Consider the following 23,444-nt stretch of genomic DNA (forward strand, 5'->3'; position numbering starts at 1 on the left):
AGAGCCAGAATTTTGCAAAAATTCTGGGCACAAAAAATCTCAGATTTTTTGGCGCCCGGCCGGGGCCGGGAAGACGAAACAGCGGTCGCGGCGGATGGTCAGCCACATGACCCGGCCGGGTTCGGGGATGAACACATTGGGCACCGTGGCCTTGAGCATGGATCCGTTGAAATCCATCCGGAACTCGACCAGGCTCTCACCGCCCAGAAAACGCGCCCGCTCGACCACGCCGCGCGCCGCGACCCCGTCCGAGGGCGTGGGCAGCGGCCCCCTGCCACCCCGGTCAAAGTCGAGCTTCACATGCTGGGGGCGGAAAACGATGTCGACATCGGTGCCGTCGGGGATGCCGGGCGCCAGGAACTGGCCAAAGGGGGTGGCGGCCAATGCGCCGTTGACCTGCGCCTTGAGCGTGTTCACATCGCTGAAGAAGGCCACCGCCGCCTTGTCCACCGGGCGGGTATAGACGTTGTAGGGCGCGCCCTGCTGCACGATCCGCCCGTCGCGCATCAGCGCGATCTCGTCGGCCATGCGCATCGCCTCTTCGGGCTCGTGCGTGACCAGCAGCACGGCCGCATCCTCTTCCTTCAGCAGCGCCAGCGTGTCGTCGCGGATACCGTCGCGCAGCCGGTTGTCGAGACCCGAGAACGGCTCGTCCATCAGCATGATGCGCGGCCGTGGCGCTAGGGCGCGCGCCAGCGCCACCCGTTGCTGTTCACCGCCCGAGAGCTGGTGCGGATAGCTGTCGATATGGCGCGACAGCGACACGCGGGCCAGCAGCTCCTCGACCCGCGCGCGTTTCTCCTCGCGGCTGCCCTTGAGGCCAAAGGCCACGTTGCCCGCCACGCTGAGATGCGGAAACAGCGCGAAGTCCTGGAACATCAGGCCGATCTCGCGCCGCTCGGGCGGGACGCGGAACACCGTGTCGCAGATCAGCTTGCCATCGACATGGATCTGGCCGCTGTCCTGCATCTCGACCCCGGCGATCATCCTGAGCGTGGTCGACTTGCCGCAGCCCGACGGGCCCAAGAGGCAGGTCACCTGGCCGGCGCGGATCGACAGCGATACGTCATCGACCACCCGCTGCCCGTCGAATACGCGCACCAGATTGCGGATCTCGAGCCGCGGAGGGGTTCGTCCTGCCGTCACCTGTCGGGCCTCGCTGCCTATCCCTAGCCTTTTGGTCGGGAGTTCAGGCCGGGGATAGCAACCCCGTCCCGTCAGCGCAAGGCACCCCTGTCAGCAACAGCCGCCCGAGGCCGGTGCCGGTGCCGGTGCCAGCCCGTTGAACGGCGAGTTGCCGCCGCATCCGGCAAAAATGCCGTAATGGGTGGAGAAATCGCCGATGAACTCGAAATGCGGCGCAAAGCGCGTCTCGGCCAGCATGCGCCAGGTATTGCCGCAGACCGGGAACACCTTGCCGGTCTCGATCACATGATGGTCGTCCAGCACGAAGGTATGCGGCGCGTTGGGCACGGTGCCCTTGTAGATCACCGCCTGGCCGTAGTCCTCGCAGGCCGGTTCCAGACCATCCAGGCTGAACAGGCGGTAAGTGGCCGACAGGAAGCGGATCGGCCCGAGCTTGTCTTGCAGCGCCGGGTTGCCGACATTCAGCGCCCGGCTTTCCACCATGCGCGGGTCGCCGAACCCGGCCTGCCGCGCCAGGGTCAGGAAATCGTTCCAGTAAAGCGCGCCGGACAGACATTCGCCATAGAGCACCTCGTCCTCGGCCAGCTCTGCCGGAATGCGGCGGTCGGCGTAGACATCCGAGAAATACATCTCGCCGCCCGGTTTCAAGAGCCGCTGCGCGCCGCGCAGCACCGCCGCCTTGTCGGTGGCCAGGTTCAGCACGCAGTTCGACACGATGATGTCGAAGGAGCCGGGTTCCAGCGGTAGGTCCTCCAGCTTCTCGATGAAGCCTTGGTGAAATTCGGTGTTGGGCGCGTCATAGCCGAATGCTTCGGCATGATAGGCGCGATGGGCGCGCGCTACGTCCAGCTGCGCCTGGGTCATGTCGACGCCCACCACCGCGCCCTGCGGCCCCACCAAGGCCGACAGCGCATAGACATCGCGCCCCGCGCCGCAGCCCAGATCGAGGATGCGCGCGCCCTCCAGCGCCAGGGGCGCGATCAGGCCGCAGCCGTAATAGCGCGCCATCACCTCGTCATGCACTTTGGCCAGCACCGGTTTCAGATGCGCGGGCATCTCTGCGGCGGTACAGCAGGCGTCGGTCTGCAAATCCGAGGTGCCCTTCAGCACCTCGCCGTAATAGGTCTGCACCGCCTCGTGTTTCATCGCTGGCCCCTCATTCCATTTGCGCAACAGCTAGCGCACCCCGCCCCTCCACGCAATCGAACCTACGAAAGCGTGACCATGTCTTCATTTCGCCGGAAATACTCCGGGGGAGTCGCCCGGAACGGGCGGCGGGGGCAGCGCCCCCTTACGCTTCCAGCTCGAAAACACCCATCGCCCGGACCCGGCCGTTGACCTGCACCTCGACCCGGTGCGGCCCGGGCACAAGGGTGAAGGTGCTGGCGTCGCCTTTCAGCTTGTGCCGCTTGTCCAACCGTAGGCCGCCGCCCGTCAGACGCGCCTGTTTCCACTTGTGGACCTTGGCCGAGACCTTGCCGCCGGGACGTTGGAAATACACGATGTAATCGACCAGCACCGGCAGCTCCGCTGCCCCTTTCAGTTCCAGCCCCAAGACAAGATCCGTGCCGATGCGGGCGCGCGCCGGAAGCTCCAGCTTCGCCGTGACCGGCGCGCCCGGGTCGTAACCCAGCATCGCCATTGCGCCGGGGTGGCCCGCCTTGACCAGCCCGCGCAGGGCATGGGCGGTGATCCACTGGCGCTCGCTGGTGCTCTGCCGCGCGGCCGCGCGCCAGTCGGAGAGCCGGTCCAGCACCAGGTCGGGGTCCTTTTTTGCAATATCGTTCAGGTGGTTGGCCACCGAGCGGGTGACATAGCGGGTGGGATCGGCGTGCAAGCGGTCCAGCAGCGGCAGGGCGGCATCAAGCGGCAGGGCAATGCCCGCGCCCCAGGGCAGGCGCGGGCGGGTGCCCTCGCTGACCAGCCGCCGCACATGATAGCTGTCGTGATCACACCAGTCCCGCATCCGGTTCAGAACCAGGTCGGGCCAGCGGTTCAGGAACGGGCGGATCGCCCATTCCATCGAAAACCGCTGGGTGAGTTCGGCCAGGACATCGAGCGCCATGTCCGGGTGTTCGATACCGGCCGAGGCCACCCATTCGCCCAGCGGCGCAAAGATGAAATCGCCAAAATCGTCGTCCGACAGGTTCGGGTCGAGCGGCGGCGGCAGGGCGTGCAGGATCGCTGCCGCCACTTGCGGCAGCTCCCCCGGCAGGCTGTCCATCAGGCAGGCCGCGATCCAGTCGATGCGCTGTTTCAGCTCCAGCTCGGGCAGGCGCGCCATCACCCGCGCCTCGAACTCGGCACCGTCGAACCCCGGCCCGTCGAAAAGGCCGGCGAGATAGCCGACCTTTTCCGCGTTAAAGAGCTGGTCCTTGAGCGAAAACCCCTGCGCCATGCCCTACATCGTCAGGTTGGTGCCGCCGCCGTCGTGCAGCAGGTTCTGGCCGACGATGAAGCCCGCATGCTTCGAGCAGAGAAAGGCGCAGGTGGCGCCGAATTCCTCGGGCGAACCGTAGCGGCGGGCGGGAATCGTGGCGGCGCGCTCGGCACGCGCCTCGTCGAGCGAGATGCCTTTTTGCTGCGCCACCGGGCCATCCAGCGCATTGGCGCGGTCGGTGGCATGGATGCCGGGCAGCAGGTTGTTGATCGTCACGCCAAAGGGCGCGACCTGGCGCGAGGTGCCTGCGACATAGCCCGTCAGCCCGGTGCGGGCCGCGTTCGACAGGCCCAGCGCCGGGATCGGCGCGCGCACCGATTGCGAGGTGATGTTGACCACCCGGCCCCAGCACTTGTCGATCATGCCGGGCAAGAGCGCCTTCATGAAGGCGATGGGTGTCAGCATGTTGGCGTCGAGCGCGCGGATGAAATCGTCGCGGTCCCAATCCGACCAGAGGCCCGGCGGCGGGCCGCCGGCATTGGTGACAAGGATGTCCACGCCCTGCGCGGCCTCGATCACCTGCGCCTGCCCTGCCTGGGTGGTGACGTCACAGGCGATGGTCGTCACCTTGACTCCATGCGCCGCGCGGATCGCCTCTGCCGCAGCCTCCAGCGCCTCGGCGCCGCGCGCGTTCATCACCAGATCGACGCCCGCCGCCGCCAGCGCCTGGGCGCAGCCCAGCCCCAATCCCTTGGACGAGGCGCAGACCAGCGCCTTCTTGCCCGCAATACCCAGATCCATCATCCGCTCTCCCTGCTTGATGTTCTTGATCGCGAGTTAGCACCAATTGCCCGGGGATCACCACCCGGTTGACCGAGAACCGCCATATTTTGGCGGCAGACTGGATTGCATTTGCGCCACCCGACTTACAGATTGAAAATGAAAGACCTTAGCCCGCAGCATTTGTTGGACACCGTGACCAGACACGCCCCCGCCCAATCCGTACCCGTGTACCCCGCCCGCGCCTTCAAGGTAACGAATGGCGCCAACCTGGGGGACGGGATCGCGCCGATGGACGAGCTGATGCTGGACGATATCTATGGCCTGAGCCCCGATGCGCAGCCCTGCCGCCTGGGGCTGGAGGTGCTGGCGGACGGCACGTTCAATGTCGCCGGAGACACGGATTGCGGGCGACCGGGGCACGCACTGCACCTGGATTGCGCGCTGAGCCTGATGAGCCCGGACGGCATGACCACCGATGCCATCGTACTGGTCGAGGTCGATACCGACGGCAATATCGCCGATATCTACCTGCTGCCGCTGGCGCCGCTGGCGGCCAAGACCGATTATACGCTGGTGGGGATGGATGGCGACAACGCGCGGCAGAAATTCGCTCAGGTGACCTGTGTCTCGTTCACGCGCGGCACCCATATCACGTTGGCCTCTGGCGCGCAGATGCCCATCGAAGAATTGAAGGTGGGTGACCGGGTACTGACCCGAGACGACGGGGTGCAGCAGGTGCGCTGGATCGGTCAGAGCACGGTGCGCGCGGTGGGTGATTTCGCCCCTATCGTGATCCGGGCCGGGACGCTCAACAACGAGAACGACCTGGTGGTCAGCCCCGATCACCGGCTGTTTGTCTATCAGCGCCGTGACGAGATCGGCGCGGGCCAGCCGGAACTGCTGGTCAAGGCGCGGCATCTGGTCAACGGCGATACGGTGTTCGTGCAGGAAGGCGGATTCGTCGATTATTTCCAGCTGCTGTTCGACCGCCATCACATCATCTATGCCGAGGGGATCGCCGCCGAGTCCATGCTGCTCGACCCGCGGACCCGGCCCGCCCTGCCCGAGGAGCTTCTGGAAGAGGTGCTACCGCTCCTTGACCAGCACGGGCGCGGCGACGGGCACGGGGTGGACGTGTCCAAGCGGCTGTTGGACCGGCCCGACGCCATTGCGCTGCTGAAGAAAGCCTCGACCAACCGCTAGAGCGCCCAACCCAAAACCTAAGCGCCTCAGGGTTTGAGCTGGATGCTCCAAGCCGGTGGCAGTGGCTCAGTTGCACTGCTCGTAGGTGTAGTCGCCGAATTCCAGCCAGTTGCGGCCGTTCTGCTCGAACACCAGGAATTCGGAACGATCCTCGCCCAGGAGCGCGACGACAAAGCCAGCCGGGGGCTGGGCGTTGCCGAAATAGCTGTAGGCGGTCATCGCGCGTAGGGTATCGCCGTTGACGGTGACGATCGCGTCCCACTGGCCATCGGGTTGCGACAGCAGCCCGTATTCGATGACCCGCTGGACCGCGCCGCCACCGCAATAGACCACGCCTTCGGGCGCTTCGGGCGTGCTGGCGGCGGCGCTCTGCGCAGAGCCGCCGCAGCTGGCGCGCAGCGACTTGACCGCACGCCCCGAGCCCTTGAGATCAAAGATGCCATAGGTCACATCCTGGTCGATCATCGACATGTTCAGCGCGGCGTTCTGTGCGACCTGGTCGAGGATGAAGTTGTAATCGGACATGTCGTTCAGGCGGATCTCGACCGGGTAATTGTCCACCAACTCGATCATCGCATTGGCGTCGCCCAGTTGGAACGCCGCCGCCTCTGTCTGGCCATCGGACATGAACCGCAGCGACAGGCCGCGTTTGGACAGGATGTCCTGGCTGTCCTCGTAACCGGCAGGCGCAAAGCGGATACGGTCGCATTGCAGTTCCAGCGTGGCATTGTTGGTCTGGATAAAGGCGTTCGGAACCGGTCCGGAACTGAAGGACCACTCGGCCGAGGCCGGAGCGGCATTGAACAGGGCCGCAGAGCCGAGGGCGGCCAGAACAAGCAGATGGCGCATATGTTTTCTCCCGTTTGACGATTCCGATGGTAGGACAGCGCGCGGCATCGGACAGCCTGCCCTTTCGTATAGCGACCCGTTCGGATTTTCGCGCCAATCGTTCATTTCCAGCGAGCAATGCAACGGCAAAGGTTGAGAGACCGGTCCCCGGGCGCTAGGTCTCTGCTGGTCGACAGATTTGGCAGAGGAGATGAGATGCGCCCGATTTTCGTGACAGCGATCACCGCGACCCTACTGGCCGCAGGCGCCGCGCTGGCCCATAGCGGCGTGAGTAACCCGGCGGTCAAGGCGCGGATGCATGCGATGATGCAGATCGCGGACAATACCAAGATCCTGGGCGCCATGGCAAAGGGCGAGGCCGTTTTCGATGCCGACGAGGCCCGGGCCGCCGCCGCCGCCATTGCCGCCCATGCAGCCAGCGTGCCGACCCTGTTCATGGCCGAAGAGCACGACCCGAAATCCGAGGCATTGCCGGTGATCTGGCAGGAGTTCGATACCTTCGGACAGAGGTCCGAGGCGTTGACGCTGGCCGCCGCCGAGGCGGCCGCGTCGATCGAGACCGAGGCCGATCTGAAACCGGCCCTGGCCCGGATCGGCAGCACCTGCAAATCCTGTCATCAGGATTTCCGCAAACCGCAGTAAACGCGCATTCTTGCAAGGGCGGCGCAACCTGATATACGCGCCTGCATGTTGGATATCGCCGTAAACCGCCCCGCATTGCCGCCCGAGATCGCGCGGCGCCGCACCTTTGCCATCATCTCGCATCCCGATGCGGGAAAGACCACGCTGACCGAAAAGTTCCTGCTGTTCGGCGGCGCGATCCAGATGGCCGGACAAGTGCGCGCCAAGGGCGAGGCGCGGCGCACACGGTCGGACTTCATGCAGATGGAAAAGGATCGGGGCATCTCGGTCTCGGCCTCGGCAATGTCGTTCGATTACAAGAACTTCCGGTTCAATCTTGTCGATACGCCCGGCCACTCGGACTTCTCCGAGGACACCTATCGCACCCTGACAGCTGTTGATGCGGCGGTGATGGTGATCGACGGCGCCAAGGGCGTTGAAAGCCAGACGCAGAAACTGTTCGAGGTCTGCCGGTTGCGCGACCTGCCGATCCTGACCTTCTGCAACAAGATGGACCGCGAGAGCCGCGACACGTTCGAGATCATCGACGAGATCCAGGAGATGCTGGCCATCGACGTGACACCCGCCAGCTGGCCCATCGGCCAGGGCCGCGATTTCATCGGCTGTTACGATATCCTGCGCGACCGGCTGGAGCTGATGGACCGCGCCGACCGCAACAAGGTCGCCGAAAGCATTGAAATCAATGGGCTTGACGACCCCAAGCTGGCCCAGCACGTGCCCGCGCATCTGCTGGAGCAGTTGCATGAAGAGCTGGAGATGGCGCGCGAGCTCTTGCCCAAGCTCGACCCGCAAGCCGTGCTCGAAGGGCATATGACGCCGATCTGGTTTGGCTCGGCCATCAACTCCTTCGGGGTCAAGGAACTGATGGAGGGGATCGGGAAATACGGCCCCGAGCCGCAGGTGCAGAGCGCGGAACCGAGGAAGATTTCCCCTGACGAAACAAAGGTTTCCGGCTTTGTCTTCAAGGTTCAGGCCAACATGGACCCCAAGCATCGCGACCGGGTCGCCTTTGTCCGGCTGGCCTCGGGTCATTTCCAGCGCGGCATGAAGCTGACCCATGTGCGGTCGAAGAAACCGATGGCGATCTCGAACCCGGTGCTGTTCCTTGCCTCGGACCGGGAACTGGCCGAAGAGGCCTGGGCCGGGGACATCATCGGCATCCCGAACCACGGCCAGTTACGGATCGGCGACACGCTCACCGAGGGCGAGGCACTGCGGGTGACCGGTATCCCCTCTTTCGCGCCGGAACTGTTGCAGGGCGTGCGCGCGGGCGATCCGATGAAGGCCAAGCATCTGGAAAAGGCGCTGATGCAGTTTGCCGAGGAAGGCGCCGCCAAGGTGTTCAAGCCGATGATCGGCTCAGGCTTTATCGTCGGTGTCGTGGGCGCACTGCAATTCGAAGTGCTGGCCAGCCGGATCGAGCTGGAATACGGGCTGCCGGTGCGGTTCGACGGCTCGCAATTCACCTCGGCCCGCTGGGTGTCGGGCGACAAGGTGGCGATGGACAAGTTCGTGAACGCCAACAAGCAGCACATCGCGCATGACCATGACGGCGACGTTGTCTATCTGACGCGGCTGCAATGGGACATCGACCGGGTGATCCGCGATTACCCCGAGCTTAAGCTGACCGCGACCAAAGAGATGATGACCTGAGCCGCGCCCTGCCCTAGGCTGTGCGCACAGGCAATGGGCAAGGAAATCGGGCATGGGCGACAAGGGCGTGACCTGGGGCGTTGTGGCGACCGTCAAGGCGCCCGAGCGCGATATCCTGCGGTTTGCCGCATGGCATCTGGAACTGGGCGCGCACCGGCTCTTTCTCTATCTCGACGACCCGGATCCGGGCGTGTTCAACCGGCTCAAGGCGCATCCGCGCCTCCGGGTCTGGGCCTGCGACGAGGCCTATTGGACGCGCCGCAAGCTGGCCCGTCCGGCCAAGCACCAGGCGCGCCAGACAATGAACGCGCGCCACGCCTATAACCGCGCCGATGTGGACTGGCTGGCGCATGTGGACGTGGACGAGTTCATCTGGCCGGAAACGCCGCTGGCCGGGATCCTGGGCGGGTTCGGGCCGCAGGTTCTGTGCGCCCGGATGCGCCCGATCGAGGCGCTGGCCGGTGACCCTGCGCTGTACAAGGCGTTCATCCCCGGTGGGCCTGAGCGGGATGAAACGGTACGGCGGCTCTATCCGACCTATGGCGCCTTTGTCAAAGGCGGGTTCATGAGCCATGTCGCGGGCAAGGTGATCGCGCGCACCGGGCTGGAAAAGGTCGATTTCCGCATCCACAACATCTTTCGCAACAAGGAGATGAACCCCGGGCAGGTGGAGCTGGACACTGTCGATCTGTGCCACCGGCACGGTGCCGACTGGGATCACTGGATCGCGGCCTATCGCTATCGTATCGCCAAGGGGTCGTACCGGCCCGAACTGGCCCCCAATGTCCCGCGCGAGGTGGGCGGGCTGAGCATGCATGAGTTGCTGAGCACCATCGAGGAGGAAAGCGGCGAGGCCGGGCTGCGCGCCTTTTTCGACGAGATGAACGCGGTGTCGCCCGAGGCGCGCGCGCGGCTGGAGGCGGCAGGGATGCTGAAACGGCGCGCGCTGGATCTGGACGCGGCGATGCAGAAACAGTTTCCCTATTAAATACTCACTGTTGCCCGTTTCGCAACAGTGCGTGTAAATCTCGGTGCTGCACCTGCAACATTTGACGCTGGCCGGGGATTTTGCTATGCCCCGCCCAGCCGTAGCGCGCCCTGACCGGCGCAGCGCCCATGATGGGCCCGGCAGTACGACTGACGCGCGGGCCCGGTGAGTGTCCGCATATATCGGACACACATGACAAAATTCTCTGAACTGAACCTGAATCCCAAGGTCCTCAAGGCCGTCGAAGAAGCCGGTTACGAAACCCCCACCCCGATTCAGGCAGGCGCGATTCCTCCCGCTCTGGAAGGGCGCGACGTGCTGGGCATCGCCCAGACCGGCACCGGCAAGACCGCCAGCTTTACCCTGCCGATGATCACGCTCTTGGCCCGTGGCCGCGCCCGGGCGCGGATGCCGCGCAGCCTGGTGCTGTGCCCGACGCGGGAACTGGCCGCGCAGGTGGCCGAGAACTTCGACACCTATACCAAACACCTGAAACTGACCAAGGCGCTGCTCATTGGCGGGGTCAGCTTCAAGGAGCAGGATGCGCTGATCGACCGGGGCGTCGACGTTCTGATCGCCACGCCGGGCCGGTTGCTCGACCATTTCGAGCGCGGCAAGCTCCTGCTGACCGGCGTGCAGATCATGGTGGTGGACGAGGCCGACCGGATGCTCGACATGGGGTTCATCCCCGATATCGAGCGCATCTTCAGCCTGACCCCCTTTACCCGCCAGACGCTGTTCTTCTCGGCCACGATGGCGCCCGAGATCGAGCGGATCACCAATACCTTCCTCAGCGCGCCCGCGCGGATCGAGGTGGCCCGCCAGGCCACCGCGTCGGAGACCATCGAACAGGGTGTGGTGCAGTTCAAGGGCTCGCGCCGTGACCGCGAGGCCAGCGAGAAACGCGCCGTTCTGCGGGCGCTGATCGACGCCGAGGGCGAGACATGCACCAACGCGATCATCTTCTGCAACCGCAAGACGGATGTGGATATCGTCGCGAAATCGCTGCAAAAATACGGCTATGACGCGGCGCCGATCCATGGCGATCTGGACCAGAGCCAGCGCACCCGCACGCTGGACGGCTTCCGCGAAGGCAAACTGCGCCTGCTGGTGGCCTCGGACGTGGCGGCGCGCGGGCTGGATGTGCCCTCGGTCAGCCATGTGTTCAACTTCGACGTGCCCGGCCACCCCGAGGACTACGTGCACCGGATCGGCCGCACCGGCCGCGCCGGCCGCGACGGCAAGGCGATCACGCTCTGCATCCCGCGCGACGAAAAGGCGCTGGATGCGATCGAAAAGCTGATCCAGAAAGCCATCCCGCGGCTGGAGAATCCGGTCAACCTCGAAGAACTGCCCGAGCCGAAACCACGGCGCGAGGAGCGCAAGGGCAAGTCGGACAAGCCGCGCCGCGAGACCGAGAATCGGGCCGACAAGGCCCCGCGCGAGGACAAGCGCGAAGCCCGTCCCGAGGAGACCCGGAGCGAACCGCGCGAGGACAAGCGCGAGCGCACACCCCGGACCGACGACAAGCGCGGCCGCGACCGGTCCGAGGATCGCGGCGGCAAGGTGGTGGGCATGGGCGACCACCTGCCCAGCTTCATTGCGCTCAGCTTCGAGGAACGCCGGGCGGGCTGAGCCCGGCGCACGCGGAGTACAGGCCCCCGGATCGACGCACGTGCAATCGGGCTTCTTTCTGGTCAGGAAATACTCCGGAGCGCGAGGCAGCGCCTCGCAAAAACCCGCCGCGCGGCACGCGCGGCCCGGCCCAACGCCGGACGGGGCGCTCGCAAGAGCGCACCAGGCCGGGGGCGGGAGCGCCCCGCGCTCGGGTCAGATCGCCAGCACCAATGCCAGGATCGAGAGGCCCAAGAGCCCGATGCCCGCGATCTCGCGCCCGGTGATCTTTTCCCGGAAAAACAGGGTCGAGGCCATCAGGCTGAAGATCAGCTCCACCTGCCCCAGCGCCTTGACATAGGCCGCGTTCTGAAGCGTGAAGGCGAGAAACCAGCAGAACGATCCGCCAAGGCTGGTCAGCCCGATAAAGGCACCTGTATTCCGCGTGGCCCAGACCGCGGCCAGCTGCGCCCGGTCGCGCCACCAGAGCCAGAGCGCCATCGACACCAGCTGGAACGACACCACGGCGGCCAGCGTCACCAGTGCCCGGAACCAGGGCGTCAGATCGCCCAGCTCCAGCGAGGCGGCCCGGTAGCTGACCGCCGAAAAGGCAAAGAGCACGCCCGAGCCCAGCCCCAGTTGCGAAGCGCGGTTGGTCAGGTGGCGCCACCAGGCGCCAGATCCTCCGGGTGTTTTCGACAACAGCAGCACCGCCGCCAGCCCCAGCAGGATCGCGCCCAGCGCGCCGATGGACACGCCCTCGCCCAAAATGACAAAGCCGACGATCGCGGTCTGGATCACCTCGGTCTTCTTGAAGGTGATGCCGACGGCAAAGTTGCGCTGTTTGAACAGCGCCACCACGCAGATGGTGGCAAGGATCTGGGCGGTGCCACCGATGGCCACGAACAGCCAGAACCGTGGTCCCAGCTCTGGCAGGTCATAGCCGCCTGCGGTGGTGGCAATCAGCAGCCCCGCCAGCGCCAGCGGCGCGGAATAGAGGAAGCGGGCAAAGGTGGCGCCCGAGGCCGACAGTTTCACCGTCGCCAGCGATTTTTGCAGCATGAACCGCACGGTCTGAAACAGCGCAGCGGCGAGGGTGACGGGGATCCAGAGGCTCATGCGCCTCTTGTGGCCTCAAATCAGGGCTTTGGCCAGAGCGGATGCGGCACCGGATCCTTGGCGCGCCAGAAATAGCGGCGGAACACCTCGGCATAAGAGGCGTAGCTGTAGCCCTCGTTGCAGTTGAGATACCGCTCCTTGCCGGCCCTGTAGAGCGCGGGCAGCGCATACCAGGGCGCGCCCGGGTTCATGTGATGGACCACGTGATAGTTATTGTTTAGGAACAGAAAGGCGAGCGGCCCCCTGTCCTCGATCACCACGGTGCGGGCGCGTGATTTTTCATGCGCGCGATGCTCCAGAAAAGTGCGGATCTTGAGCAGGCCCAGACCGATATAGGCCGAGAGTGCAAAGGCCCAGATGGGCATGGGCGACAGCGACACGACCCAGAGCACCACCGCCAAGCCAGGCAGGTGCAGCGCCCAGGCGAGAAGGATCGCGCGGTCGCCGCGTAGCGCGCCGCGCGCCTCGTCACGCAGGAAACAGGCGGTTCCGATCAGCGGACCCAGCACCATGCGCCCCGCCAGCGTGTTGTTGAGCGCATAGAGGCGCCGCTGCCAGCCCGGCAGGCGGCCCCAGATGGCGGGGTCGAGATAGTTGCTCTCGGGGTCGTCATAGGGGTCGGTCAGGTTGGCATCTTGGTGATGGGCCAGATGCAGGTCGCGGAACCGGTTATAGGGGATGCAGAGCGTCAGCGGCAGCGCCATCAGCGCCTCGTTCAGCCAGCGATAGCGGAACGGGTGGCCATGCAGCGCCTCATGCGTCAGCGAGGAATGCAGCGCCGCGACCAGCCCCATCGCAGGAATGGCGAGCCAGAGCGACAGCCCGGCCAGCCCGAAAATCACCAGCAGCCAAGCCGCATAGCAGGCGAGGATCAGCGCGAAAGTGCCCCATTCGGCGCGCTCGGGCAGGCGCGGCTCAGACATGGCGGCCCCAGCGGATGCCGGCCCAGACACGTTCGTAGACCAGGTAGAGGGTAAAACCCAACGCCGTGTTCACCAGTGCCAGCGTGCCGCCGATGGCGGCAGATCCTGTCGCCGCAAGGCCCACCAGGGTCATCGTGACAAGGCCCAAAAGGTTCCAGATCAACGCCTTCAGGACCGATCTTCGCCGCGTTTCCATTCCATCTCCTGCCTGTAGTTTTCACAAAACTGTTACTGCCTTGTGAGGCGTGCGGGAATTCGGAAAATGATTAACAAAATTCAGCAACTGTGATAATTATCACCGCATGTGGGAAAAGATGGACAAGCGTGACCGGGCGGCGCAGTTCCGGATTCGGCTCGGGCGGGCGATGGATCAGCGCCAGACCAGCCAGAGCGCGCTGGCGCGGCAAGTGGGGGTGGATCGCTCGACGATCTCTCAATTGCTGACTGGCGATGGCGCGCGCCTGCCCAATGCGCATGTGGTGGGGGCCTGCGCCTCGGCGCTGGGGGTGTCGGCCGACTGGCTCCTGAGCCTGTCGGATCGGCCCGAAAGTGCCGCCGAACTGCTGGCCAGTTCGCTGACCATGGCCGAGGCGCCCCGCGCGCTGGTGGATGAGCGAATCTATGAATGGCACCGAGAGGCGGCGGGGTACAAGATCCGCTATGTGCCCGCCGCCCTGCCCGACATGATGAAGACGCGCGCCTTTCTGGAATGGGAATACGCGCCGCATCTGGGGCGGACGGCGGATCAGGCGATCGGCGCGTCCGAGGACAGGCTGGCCTGGATGCGCAGCGCCCAGTCGGATTACGAGATCGCCATGCCCCTGTTCGAGTTGCACAGTTTTGCCCATGCCACCGGGTATTACCACGGGCTGCCGCTGGATCTGCGGCTGGAGCAGATCGACCGGTTCCTCGCGTTGAGCGAGCAGCTCTACCCGCGACTGCGCATCTATCTCTACGATGCCAAGCGGCTATATTCTGCGCCGATGACGATCTTTGGCCCGCTGCTCTGCGCCTTTTATGCGGGCAGCCATTACATGGCGTTCCGCGACAAGGACCGGATCGAGGTGTTCACCCGCCATTTCGACACGCTGGTGCGCGAGGCGGACCTGACCGCGCGGGACCTGCCTGAGCATCTGCGGCAGCTCAGGGCGGCGATTGCCCGCTGAATTCGGCGCGCGGGATGCGCGCGGCGCGGTTCTCTGCTATGATGGGACACCTGACACCAGACAGGACCAACCGGACCCAAAGAACGGAGGAGACCCGATGGACGCAATCAGGAGCGCTGAATATGCCCGCGCGCTTTATGCAGCACATGGCGACCGGGCCGAGGCAGAAGCGGCCCAAAAGGAACAGCATTGCAAGGCAATGGGCAATCTGGACGAGGCCGAGAGCTGGCAGGCGGTGCGCCGTGCCATCCGGCAGATGCGCGGCGCGAACCAGAGCTGAGGCCAGAGGTTTTTCTGCGCAATATGGCTGCCGGGTGCCTGTCACGCGGCAAGTGATGCTGTATATCGTCCGGAATGGATGATTTGCTTTTCGATAGCAGGGCCGGATTGCCCGAAGCGTTGCGGGTGCTGCTTACCGCGCATCCGCGCGAGAGCTGGCAGGCCGATCCCAATTTTCACGGGCTGGTCAGTTTCTGGCTGGAGCGTCACATGATGTTCCGTCAGATCATGGCGCATATGCAGGCCGAGACCCGGGCATTCCTGGATGCCGAGCGGGACCCGGCGCGGTTCGCGCAGGGCATCGCGCGCTATGGCGGCATGTTCGTGAACCAGTTGCACGGGCATCACCAGATCGAGGACCAGCACTATTTTCCCCTTCTCAGGACCAAGGACAGCCGTATCGAGGCGGGGTTCGACCTGTTGGATGCGGACCACCATGCGCTGGACGGCCTGCTGAACCGGTTCGTGGAGCAGGCAAATGCGGCGATCCAGGGGGCCAATGGCCCTCAGGCGCGCAGCAGCGCCGGGAGGCTGCTGGCGGGACTGGGCGATCTGGAGCGGATGATCGGCCGACATCTGGAGGATGAAGAAGACCTGATCGTGCCGATCATCCTGAAACACGGCGCCGACAATCTGGGATAGCCATAGGAACAGCGGTTGGCGAACAACAGTGGTCCTTGTACCCGATAGCCTGTCCGCAAGGCGCGACGGTCACACGATTTCGACGAAATCGTGTCCACAAGGTTTGTGACAAACCTTGTTCCCGCGCATCTGCGCGGTGCCGCCCCAATCAGACCTTGGGGTCGGGGTTCACCGTATGGCCATCGACCGCGATCACCTGCCCTGACACCAGCCGCGCCGCGTCGGACCCCAGAAACACCGCCATGTTGGCGATATCCGACGCCTCGACAAACCGGCCCATCGAGGTGCCTGAGGCATAACCGGCATAGACCTGGTCCCGGGTCATGCCCTTGGCGGCCGCCTCGCGCGCCAGCACGCCCTCCATCCGTGGCCCTTCGACCGCGCCGGGGCAGATCACGTTGCAGCGGATCCCGTGCGGTCCCAGCTCCATCGCCAATGTCTTGGCAAGGCCGATCACCCCCCATTTCGCCGCCGCATAAGGCGAGCGGTGCGGATAGCCATACTGCCCGGCGGTGGACGACGTGATGACGATACTGCCCGCGCCCTGCCGTTTCAGCAGGGGGGCGGCGTATTTGGCACACAGAAACGCGCCGTCGAGATTGACCGCGATGCAGGCGCGCCAACCGTCGAGCGGCATGTCCTCAACCAGCGCGGTCGGCCCGGCGATCCCGGCATTGGAACAGAGCGTATCAAGCCCGCCCCAGTCGGCCTCTATTTCGGCAAAGAGCGCCGCGACCGACGCCTCATCCGCCACATCGACAACACTCTGTCGCCAGTGGTCGGGACAGGCGGCAAGCGCCGCCTTGTCCACATCCGCGATCCAGACCCGCGCCCCCGCCGCATCGAAGGCCTCGGCCATGGCGCGACCGATCCCCGAGGCGCCGGCGGTGATCAGAACGCGCGCGCTCATGCCGGTTTCCGGATCGCGCTGCCCGCGCCCTCAGGGTAGGACAGGTCTGCCTGCGCCTCGGCGATGCGGGCCATGGCGGCCTCGATTTCGGGCGAGGGCGCACAGGGTTTGCGGGTTTCCAGGCTCACATGCAACAGGAAGCTTTCGCCGGTGGCGAGCAGCGTGTCGCCTTCGTACATGCGGTGGAAGAGATGCAGCTTCTTGCCCTGCCCCAGCAGCATCTGGGTTTCGACCCGGATCCGCGCCCCCGCGTGGGTCTCGTCCAGATGGCGGATATGGGTCTCGGCGGTGAAATAGCTGCCACCGCTGGCGATGTAGTCGGCATCGCAGCCGATGATCTCCATGAACCGGTCGGTGGAATTGGCAAACGCCTCCAGATATTTCGACTCGGTCATGTGGCCGTTGTAATCCGTCCAGTCGAGCGGCACCGCGCGCGACAAGGTCAGGATCGGCTGGGTCAGATCGGCAGTCTCCAGATCGGGCAGCGCCTTGGGCTTCAGCGCCGCGTCATGCTTGTTCAGCACCGCGCCCGCACCCCAGTTCTGCGCCTTGAGCGCCCGCATCATGCCGACAAGGTTGTTGTCGCGGATGCGTTCCAGCTCGCGGATCGTATGGTGCCCCGATTGCGCATCCGACTGGCCCGCGATCAGGTCGACCAGTTCGTCAGTGAATTCGGGCACATCCATCAGCTTGGTCCAGGGCCAGCTGAGGCAGGGGCCGAACTGCGCCATGAAATGCTTCATGCCCGCTTCGCCGCCCGCCACGCGGTAGGTTTCGAACAGGCCCATCTGCGCCCAACGGATACCAAAGCCCATGCGGATCGCCTCGTCGATCTCTTCAGTGGTGGCGATGCCGTCCTTGACCAGCCACAGCGCCTCGCGCCAGACGGCCTCCAGAAAGCGGTCGGCGATATGGGCGTCGATCTCCTTGCGCACATGCAGCGGGAACTGCCCCAGTCCTCGCATGATCTCCTTGGCGCGTTCGATCATCTCGGGGCTGTTTTCCGGCGTTGTCACCAGTTCGATCAGCGGCAGCAGGTAGACCGGGTTGAACGGGTGCGTCACCACGATCTGACCGGGGCGCAGCGCGCCCTCCTGCAATTCGCTAGGCTTGAAGCCAGAGGTCGAGGAGCCAAGGATCGCCTGCGGATCGCAGGTCTCCTGGATCGAGCGATAGACCTTGAGTTTCAGGTCCAGACGTTCGGGCACACTTTCCTGGATCCAGGCGACTCCGTTGACCGCCTCACCAAGATCGGTGTGAAAGCTGAGCTTGCCTTCGGGCGGCAGCGGCACGTCGCTGAGGCCAGGCAGCGAGCGGCGGGCATTGGCCAGCACCTCGCCAATCTTGCGTTCGGCCTCGGGGTCGGGATCGAACACCCGCACATCCCAGCCGTTGAGCAGAAAGCGCGCGGCCCAGCCGCCGCCGATCACGCCACCACCGATGATTGCAGCCGTTGTCATGACGGCCTCTCCTTCTTTGTCCATATTCCGTGTTTCAACGCGGATCTTGTGCCACGTCGATCAGTTTGCTCGTGTCATAGCCATTGGCGGTCAGTGCCGCCTCGGCCCGGGCGCGTATGTCGGCGCCGATCCGGGGTTCGCGCGCCAGGATCCAGCCGGTCTTGCCGCGCGGGGTGCCGATGGCGGCGACGGTGTAGCCCTCGTCGATATAGAGAACCCAATAGTCGCCGCGCGCAAAGGGCAGCCAAGGCACAAAGGTGACAGACAGCTTGCCCGGCCCCTCGACCCGCGCCACACCTTCGGCCGTGGTCACCGGCCCGTCGAGCGCGCCCTTGCGGCAGGTGTTGGTCACACTCACCTGCCCGTCGTCGCGCAGGGCATAATCGGCGGTGACGCCGACGCAGCCCTCTTCGAACCGGTTCGGAAAGCGCGCGATCTCGTACCAGCGGCCCAGATAGCGGTCGATGTCCAGCGCCGGCACCGCGCCGATCGCGACCGAGCGGTCGCGATAGGTCTCGGCCCCTGCCACTGACGCGGCAAGGGCGAGGCCCGCAGCAAGCGCCGCCGCGAGCCGGTTCACTTCGCCACCGGTGCGCGTTTCACCAGGCCCAGCTTTTCGCGCACTTTCTGCGGGCCGATCACCCGCGCGCCCATGTTCGACACGATGCCTGCGGCCCGTTCGACCAGTTGCCAGTTCTCGGCCAGCACGCCCTTGTCGAGCCAGAGATTATCCTCGAGCCCGACGCGCACATTACCCCCCGCCAGCACCGACGCGGCGGCATAGGCCATCTGGTTACGGCCCAGCGCAAAGGCCGAGAAGGTCCAGTCGTCGGGCACATTGTTGACCATCGCCATGAAGGTATTGAGGTCATCAGGCGCGCCCCACGGCACGCCCATGCAGAGCTGGACCAGCGCCGGACCCTCGAGCACGCCATCCTTGACCAGTTGCTTGGCGTACCACAGGTGGCCGGTGTCGAACGCCTCGATCTCGGGTTTCACCCCCAGTTCGGTCATCATCCGGCCCATGGCGGTCAGCATGCCGGGCGTGTTGGTCATCACGTAATCGGCCTCGGCAAAGTTCATGGTGCCGCAGTCGAGCGTGCAGATCTCGGGCAGGCATTCGGCCACATGCGCCACCCGCTCGGTGGCGCCGACCATATCGGTGCCCTTTTCACGCAGCGGCAGCGGGTTCTCGACATCGCCGAATATCATGTCGCCGCCCATGCCGGCGGTCAGGTTCAGAACCACGTCGACCTCGGCGTCGCGGATGCGGTCCGTCACTTCGCGATAGAGGTCCAACCGGCGCGACGGCGCGCCGGTCTCAGGGTCGCGCACGTGGCAATGCACCACTGCGGCCCCCGCCTTGGCCGCCGCGATTGCGCTGTCGGCGATCTGTTTGGGCGAGCGCGGCACATGCGGGCTGCGATCCTGGGTGCCGCCCGAACCGGTGACGGCGCAGGTGATGAAGACCTCGCGGTTCATTTCCAGAGGCATGTCGGTTTTCCCTTGTTTTTACCGGCTTCTCCCCCGGGTTGTCCCCAGATTTGTCCCCGGATTCCGATTTGCGTTGTGTTCGACTCTGGCGCAGCCTTGCGGCGACCACTTGCCAGAATGCGAATCGAACTTGATGAAATCCGCAAAAAACATTCTCCAGCCGGAACACCGCGCGCTGAAATGCGCGCTTCTGGTGCTGGACGATTGCAACACGCTCAGCTTTGCCGCCGCGGTTGACCCGATGCGCGCCGCCAACCGGCTGGCCGACCGGCACGCGTTCGACTGGGACTATGTCACCGCCACCGACGCGCCCGCGCGGTTGACCTGCGGGCTGATGGTGCCGGGCCTGCCGCTGGCGCGGCTCGAAACCTGCGACCTCCTGATCGTCGTGGCGGGCTTCCAGCTGGCGCGCCACGCCACGCCCAGCCTGCTGGCCGGGCTGCGCCGGATCGCGGCGGGCGGCGCCACGCTGGCCGGGATCGACGGGGGCCCGTGGCTCTTGGCCGAAGCCGGTCTGCTCGACGGTCACGCCGCCACCACCCATTGGGAGGATCTGGACAATTTCGCCAGTCGCTTCCCTGCCATAGACGTGCGCAGCGACCGCTTTGCCATTTCAGGCAACCGGCTGACCTCGGGCGGGGCGATGCCCGCGATCGAGATGATGCTGCATATCATCGCCGCCCGCCATGGCGCGGGCTTTGCCGCGCGGGTGGCAGGGCTTTTCCTCTACGAAGGCGCGCCAGAGCCTGGCAAGCCGCAGCGTCGCACCGGCGCGCCGCACCGCCACAACAAGCTGACCGCGCGGGCCAACGCGCTGATGGAGGCGGCGCTGGACGAGCCGCTGCCCCTGGCCGAAATCGCCGAGACGCTGGGTACCAGCCCGCGCACCCTGCAACAGCAGTTCCGCCTGCGCCTGGGCACCACGCCGCAGGACCATTATCTGCAACTGCGCCTGGCCGAGGCGCGGCGACTGGTCACCGACACCGACATGCCGCTGATGGAGGTGGCGCAGGCCACCGGCTTTACCTCGCAATCGAGCTTTGCCCGCGCCTTTCGCACCCAGCACGGCCAATCCGCCCGCGACCTGCGACAGGCTCGCACCCAGCCCGCCACGCCCTGATCTTCATTTCGCTGCAAATACTCCGGGGGAGTCGCGCGGGACGCGCGACGGGGGCAGATGACGGGTTTCAGCGGGTTTGATACCTGCCCAAAAAAGATCGCGCAAAATCAGCGTGTTAGAAGTGGGCGATTTCAGCGGGTTTGATACCTTTCGGGCGATTTCGGGCCGGAAAGGCGGTTTCGCCGCAAAGGGCGCTGGAAAAAATCCAGTGTTTTCAATGGATGCGTGTAAGAAGTCATGCGCAATATTGCGCATGGCGCACGGTCTAATCGCTGCCGAATGAACCACTGTCTGACACCAGTAGTTGGACCAGTTTATCCACTTCAGCCTGACAATCTTCTTCCGTGCCATTTGAAGGCGTCTGCCGGTATTCTAGGAAGCGAAGCATGGTCTTGGCGCTGTAGTGCCATATTGGCTTTCCCGCCACTTTGCCCGATTGGATAATCGGCTTTGAGGTGTTGTTTTGAAGCTGTTCCAGTTCAACAAGTAACTGATGCGCAACAGAGAAGACCATGAGCGCATCGCTATACTTTGCTTCCTTAGCCGGTGTGGAATCCGCTGCAAGACCGGCGAGCCAATCAATTGAAACACCCATTCCATTTGCAATGGCTACTACTGCATCAAAGCCAGGGCGCTGAGGGTCCTTCAGTCTTAAATAGTTTGCCAGGGATGCTTTGGACAAACCGCATCGCTCTGCCATCTCTTGAATAGACAATCCCTCGGACGCTTGGAGGGTACGTAGTCTCTTTGCCAGGTCACTACTCATCGAAAGCTCACAACGCTAGTTGATGCACCTTATTGGAGATACTAGTATCTAATAAGATACTTAAGTCCCCGATAAGGCTTCATATGACAACCTCTTACCACGATACTCGGATCAAACTCTACAGGAGAGTTCGTGCCGGTTTCACTGCACAAGGAAAGTCCTTGCACAAGTGGTGTTCGGAGAATGGCGTTGCAATGCAAAACGCTCGTGCGGCTATCTTAGGTATTTGGATAGGTCCGAAAGCCGACGTCTTGGTTAAGCGAATAGTCAAGGACGCTGGGCCGCTATGAGCGATACCGTCCGAGTTCTCGACATTGCAGGTCTTGCAAATGTCCCTATTCACCGGACATCCGCAAAAAAATGGTTGGACGCCAGAGGTGTTAGAACACAAAGAGATTTAAGCGACGGTCGTCGAACTGAGCAGGTGTCTCTCTCCGACCTTCCCGAGGACGTGCGGCTTGCGTGGTGGGAACGGGAGCTTGACCGGCTGCACTTGGAGCCGGGCGCACGGGACGACGCAGCCCATACGGCATTCATGGCGCAACCGGCCAAGGCGCGGGCGCGGGCGGAGCGGAAAGCGGCCATTGCCTCGATGCTGTCCGCGCTCCGGGTGCAGGGTTTGAAGGAGGGGGAACGTTTCGCCCTGGTGCGCAAGCGGTTCGAGGACAAGGGCACATCAACAGCCTCTTTGAAGCGGCTTTCAAAGGCTGTTGAAGGGGTCGATCCGATCAACTACGCGCCAGCGCTCCTGGACGATTACAAGGTGACGGCCAAACGTGCCGAGGTGAGCGACGACGCCTGGCGGTTTTTCATGACCATGATCCGTGACGCCGCGCCGGACTGGCCCTTGAAAGAGGCATGGCAACGGGTGCGGGACACGGGCCGGGAAACAGGATGGGCGGTGCCTTCATACCCGACCTTCTACCGGCGGTGGGCGGAGCTTGATGAAGCGCAGCGGTTGGAAGCGCGGCTGGGCAAGGCGGATGCGGTCAAGCGACTGAGCCTTCCGGCGATGCGGGACAAGACGAGCCTCATGGCGCTGGAAGAGGTATCGCTCGACGGTCGCACTCAGGATTTCTGGGGCCGATGGGAAAATGGGTCCGTATCGCGTCCGGTGATACTCATGTTGGTGGATGTGGCCTCCGACACAGTGCTGGATTGGGAGCTTGCCCCGTCCGAGAACGCGGCGGCGACGGTTCGCCTGGTCAAGCGGGTGTGCAAGAGCTTCGGCATCTTCGACACGCTCTATACCGACAACGGTTCGGCCTTCGCCGGGCACCTGGTGGCGGGCGGGAACCCGCACCGCTTCCGCAATGGCGCGCCCAAGGGGCTGCAACCAATGGGAATTTGCCAGATCATGGGGATCAAGCTGCGCTTCGCCATGCCTGGCAACGCGCAAGCCAAGATCGCTGAACGCATCTTCGCCACGCTGTCGCGGACGGTGGATGATGGACCGGAATTCAAGGGTGCCCATGCTGGCCATGCGCCGGGGGCAAGCCCTAATTCCAAGGTGGCTCCGGTGCCGATAGAGACAGTGCGGGCTGTGCTGGCCCGCGAGATTGGGCGGCACAACCGGGAAGCCGGGCGGCGGAGCCAAGGTGCGCGCGGGCGGTCCTATGAGGCGGTGCTGCGGGACGGGCTGGCGGAGCGGGAGGCACTCGGACGGCCCGTGCGGTGTCCTACCGCCGACCAACTCTACCTTGCCGGGCTGATCTGGAAGCCGGTGTCGGTGGACCGCTATGGGCGCGTGGCGGCGAACGGATGGACCTATGGCGGGCCGGAGACGCAGGAGGCTCTTATCCGCTTTCATGGCACCGGGCGGCAAGTCCTGCTGGGCCGAGACCCGGACGATTTCAGCGCACCGGCTATCGCCTATGACGACGCGGGCGACCTGATCTGCCGGGATATCCAGCCGGTCAAGCGTGGAGCCTATGGTAGCGCGGACGGCATCCGGGACGCGGCGCGCAACCGCAAGGCCGCGCGCGAGGCGGTGAAGGCGGCGGCCGTGGCGAACGACTATCTGGACGACGACGCTTATGCGCGCGCTACAGCGGCGCTCTATGCATCGGCAGAGGCCGACGAAACGCCGCCGCCAAAGCCGCGCAAGGTTGTTGGCGGGCGGTTCGGCACGCCCCTGCGCGAGCGCGCTCCGAAGCCGGAGATGGGCCACGAACTGGCCAAGGTTATCGAGGAATTCGACCGCGCCAAGGGTTTCGACCCATGGGGGGTCTTGAGCGGCCAGTGACGCGCTGCAACGCGTCACTGGCCATTTACCAGCGGGCGCGAGCCCGCACAGCAAAGCGGAGA

The 23,444-nt window shown here is 64.7% G+C and carries 24 protein-coding genes; 10 read left to right on the forward strand and 14 right to left on the reverse strand.

Translation table 11 applies throughout. From position 1 onward, the window contains the following. Positions 1–39 precede the first annotated feature (39 nt). The 4 genes from G0P99_RS05305 to G0P99_RS05320 all read right to left on the reverse strand — a co-directional run bounded on the left by G0P99_RS05305 (position 40) and on the right by G0P99_RS05320 (position 4,327). Complete coding sequence (locus tag G0P99_RS05305; protein ID WP_370462713.1) at positions 40–1,146, reverse strand: ABC transporter ATP-binding protein; 1,107 nt, start codon at positions 1,144–1,146, stop codon at positions 40–42. Positions 1,147–1,236: 90 nt separating this feature from the next. Next, positions 1,237–2,292 (reverse strand): methyltransferase domain-containing protein, encoded by a 1,056-nt coding sequence (locus G0P99_RS05310; RefSeq protein ID WP_164128356.1) that lies wholly within the window; start codon positions 2,290–2,292, stop codon positions 1,237–1,239. A 145-nt stretch (positions 2,293–2,437) separates the two neighbouring features. Then, the gene (locus G0P99_RS05315) at positions 2,438–3,544 is read right to left on the reverse strand and encodes a hypothetical protein (RefSeq protein WP_164128357.1); all 1,107 of its coding nucleotides are present in this window, start codon (positions 3,542–3,544) and stop codon (positions 2,438–2,440) included. A 3-nt stretch (positions 3,545–3,547) separates the two neighbouring features. Further along, on the reverse strand, positions 3,548–4,327 hold the full coding sequence (locus G0P99_RS05320; protein WP_164128405.1) for an SDR family oxidoreductase: 780 nt from the start codon (positions 4,325–4,327) through the stop codon (positions 3,548–3,550). 138 nt (positions 4,328–4,465) lie between these two features. Between G0P99_RS05320 and G0P99_RS05325 the strand changes: the two genes are divergently transcribed. Then, positions 4,466–5,512 (forward strand): Hint domain-containing protein, encoded by a 1,047-nt coding sequence (locus G0P99_RS05325; protein WP_164128358.1) that lies wholly within the window; start codon positions 4,466–4,468, stop codon positions 5,510–5,512. A 66-nt stretch (positions 5,513–5,578) separates the two neighbouring features. Here G0P99_RS05325 and G0P99_RS05330 read toward each other — a convergent pair whose 3' ends face one another. Then, positions 5,579–6,361, reverse strand: a complete 783-nt coding sequence (locus G0P99_RS05330; RefSeq protein ID WP_164128359.1) for a hypothetical protein — start codon at positions 6,359–6,361, stop codon at positions 5,579–5,581. A 195-nt stretch (positions 6,362–6,556) separates the two neighbouring features. On the opposite strand from G0P99_RS05330, the gene G0P99_RS05335 reads away from it, so the two are divergent. From G0P99_RS05335 to G0P99_RS05350, 4 genes are all read left to right on the forward strand, one after another. Beyond that, entirely contained in the window at positions 6,557–7,003 is a 447-nt protein-coding gene (locus G0P99_RS05335; protein ID WP_164128360.1) for a cytochrome c, read from the forward strand. Between the two features lie 45 nt (positions 7,004–7,048). Next, positions 7,049–8,656: a peptide chain release factor 3 gene (locus G0P99_RS05340; protein WP_164128361.1), complete on the forward strand. Its 1,608-nt coding sequence runs from the start codon at positions 7,049–7,051 to the stop codon at positions 8,654–8,656. A gap of 52 nt (positions 8,657–8,708) precedes the next feature. Further along, positions 8,709–9,644, forward strand: a complete 936-nt coding sequence (locus tag G0P99_RS05345; protein WP_164128362.1) for a glycosyltransferase family 2 protein — start codon at positions 8,709–8,711, stop codon at positions 9,642–9,644. A gap of 192 nt (positions 9,645–9,836) precedes the next feature. Continuing rightward, positions 9,837–11,279 carry a DEAD/DEAH box helicase gene (locus G0P99_RS05350; RefSeq protein WP_203582977.1) on the forward strand — a complete coding sequence of 481 codons (1,443 nt, stop codon included), beginning with the start codon at positions 9,837–9,839 and terminating at the stop codon, positions 11,277–11,279. Between the two features lie 195 nt (positions 11,280–11,474). Here the strand turns inward: G0P99_RS05350 and G0P99_RS05355 are convergent, their stop codons facing one another. Genes G0P99_RS05355 through G0P99_RS05365 form a run of 3 tightly spaced genes read right to left on the reverse strand, consistent with a single transcriptional unit; the run spans position 11,475 to position 13,496 of the window. After that, positions 11,475–12,377 (reverse strand): EamA family transporter, encoded by a 903-nt coding sequence (locus tag G0P99_RS05355; RefSeq protein ID WP_164128363.1) that lies wholly within the window; start codon positions 12,375–12,377, stop codon positions 11,475–11,477. Positions 12,378–12,397: 20 nt separating this feature from the next. Next, the gene (locus G0P99_RS05360) at positions 12,398–13,300 is read right to left on the reverse strand and encodes a fatty acid desaturase (protein ID WP_164128364.1); all 903 of its coding nucleotides are present in this window, start codon (positions 13,298–13,300) and stop codon (positions 12,398–12,400) included. Next, the gene (locus G0P99_RS05365; protein WP_164128365.1) at positions 13,293–13,496 is read right to left on the reverse strand and encodes a DUF2061 domain-containing protein; all 204 of its coding nucleotides are present in this window, start codon (positions 13,494–13,496) and stop codon (positions 13,293–13,295) included. The genes G0P99_RS05360 and G0P99_RS05365 overlap by 8 nt, the downstream gene beginning before the upstream one ends. Before the next feature lie 106 nt (positions 13,497–13,602). Between G0P99_RS05365 and G0P99_RS05370 the strand changes: the two genes are divergently transcribed. The 3 genes from G0P99_RS05370 to G0P99_RS05380 all read left to right on the forward strand — a co-directional run bounded on the left by G0P99_RS05370 (position 13,603) and on the right by G0P99_RS05380 (position 15,387). Then, entirely contained in the window at positions 13,603–14,466 is an 864-nt protein-coding gene (locus tag G0P99_RS05370) for a helix-turn-helix domain-containing protein (protein WP_164128366.1), read from the forward strand. A gap of 97 nt (positions 14,467–14,563) precedes the next feature. Beyond that, entirely contained in the window at positions 14,564–14,746 is a 183-nt protein-coding gene (locus tag G0P99_RS05375; protein ID WP_164128367.1) for a hypothetical protein, read from the forward strand. A gap of 74 nt (positions 14,747–14,820) precedes the next feature. Then, positions 14,821–15,387, forward strand: coding sequence for a hemerythrin domain-containing protein (locus G0P99_RS05380; protein ID WP_164128368.1), 567 nt, complete (start codon positions 14,821–14,823; stop codon positions 15,385–15,387). A gap of 148 nt (positions 15,388–15,535) precedes the next feature. Here G0P99_RS05380 and G0P99_RS05385 read toward each other — a convergent pair whose 3' ends face one another. Genes G0P99_RS05385 through G0P99_RS05400 form a run of 4 tightly spaced genes read right to left on the reverse strand, consistent with a single transcriptional unit; the run spans position 15,536 to position 19,251 of the window. Next, positions 15,536–16,297 (reverse strand): SDR family NAD(P)-dependent oxidoreductase, encoded by a 762-nt coding sequence (locus G0P99_RS05385; protein WP_164128369.1) that lies wholly within the window; start codon positions 16,295–16,297, stop codon positions 15,536–15,538. Then, on the reverse strand, positions 16,294–17,757 hold the full coding sequence (locus G0P99_RS05390; RefSeq protein ID WP_203582978.1) for a carnitine 3-dehydrogenase: 1,464 nt from the start codon (positions 17,755–17,757) through the stop codon (positions 16,294–16,296). Before G0P99_RS05390 ends, G0P99_RS05385 begins: the two co-directional genes overlap by 4 nt. 34 nt (positions 17,758–17,791) lie before the next feature. Continuing rightward, a complete protein-coding gene (locus G0P99_RS05395) occupies positions 17,792–18,337 on the reverse strand; it encodes a lipocalin family protein (RefSeq protein WP_164128371.1) in 546 nt (181 codons plus the stop codon). Further along, a complete protein-coding gene (locus tag G0P99_RS05400; protein WP_164128372.1) occupies positions 18,334–19,251 on the reverse strand; it encodes a 3-keto-5-aminohexanoate cleavage protein in 918 nt (305 codons plus the stop codon). The genes G0P99_RS05395 and G0P99_RS05400 overlap by 4 nt, the downstream gene beginning before the upstream one ends. 133 nt (positions 19,252–19,384) lie before the next feature. Between G0P99_RS05400 and G0P99_RS05405 the strand changes: the two genes are divergently transcribed. Continuing rightward, on the forward strand, positions 19,385–20,371 hold the full coding sequence (locus G0P99_RS05405) for a GlxA family transcriptional regulator (RefSeq protein ID WP_164128373.1): 987 nt from the start codon (positions 19,385–19,387) through the stop codon (positions 20,369–20,371). A 3-nt stretch (positions 20,372–20,374) separates the two neighbouring features. On the opposite strand, the gene G0P99_RS05410 is transcribed toward G0P99_RS05405, so the two are convergent. After that, the gene (locus tag G0P99_RS05410) at positions 20,375–20,626 is read right to left on the reverse strand and encodes a hypothetical protein (protein WP_164128374.1); all 252 of its coding nucleotides are present in this window, start codon (positions 20,624–20,626) and stop codon (positions 20,375–20,377) included. A 10-nt stretch (positions 20,627–20,636) separates the two neighbouring features. Beyond that, a complete protein-coding gene (locus G0P99_RS05415; RefSeq protein ID WP_164128375.1) occupies positions 20,637–21,137 on the reverse strand; it encodes a helix-turn-helix domain-containing protein in 501 nt (166 codons plus the stop codon). Between the two features lie 424 nt (positions 21,138–21,561). Here G0P99_RS05415 and G0P99_RS05420 point away from each other — a divergent pair, with 424 nt between their 5' ends. Continuing rightward, positions 21,562–23,382: a transposase domain-containing protein gene (locus G0P99_RS05420; protein WP_164128376.1), complete on the forward strand. Its 1,821-nt coding sequence runs from the start codon at positions 21,562–21,564 to the stop codon at positions 23,380–23,382. Positions 23,383–23,444: the final 62 nt, after the last annotated feature.

Origin of the sequence: Ruegeria sp. PrR005, from assembly GCF_010500245.1 — a bacterium.
Lineage (GTDB): Bacteria > Pseudomonadota > Alphaproteobacteria > Rhodobacterales > Rhodobacteraceae > Ruegeria_B > Ruegeria_B marisflavi.